This window comes from Bradyrhizobium sp. sGM-13, assembly GCF_018398875.1.
Classification (GTDB): Bacteria; Pseudomonadota; Alphaproteobacteria; order Rhizobiales; family Xanthobacteraceae; genus Bradyrhizobium.
Genome location: NZ_JAGWDK010000530.1, coordinates 1 through 213, shown reverse-complemented (window position 1 = coordinate 213; position 213 = coordinate 1). Strand labels below are relative to the sequence as shown.

1 pseudogene is annotated in these 213 nt (G+C 61.0%); it reads left to right on the top strand.

From position 1 onward, the window contains the following. Nucleotides 1–213, top strand: a pseudogene (locus KJQ96_RS39895) (adenylate/guanylate cyclase domain-containing protein); the annotation flags it as partial.

Here is a 213-nt window from a genome sequence, read left to right as displayed (position 1 = left end):
CATTCTCTCTACGCTGAGGCTGGATTTCTGGCTCTCCACCTTCACCGGAGCCGTCGCTGCCGTCGAGCTGTTTTGCATGGCGATGTTCTATCATCCGCCCACGGGCGATGCCGAGCCTAGCATTTACTACCACGCCGCGCGCAGTCTGATCATCCTGATCTGCGGCTTGCTCGCTGGCGCTGTCGGCCATCAGTTGCGGCGACAGTTCGAGGC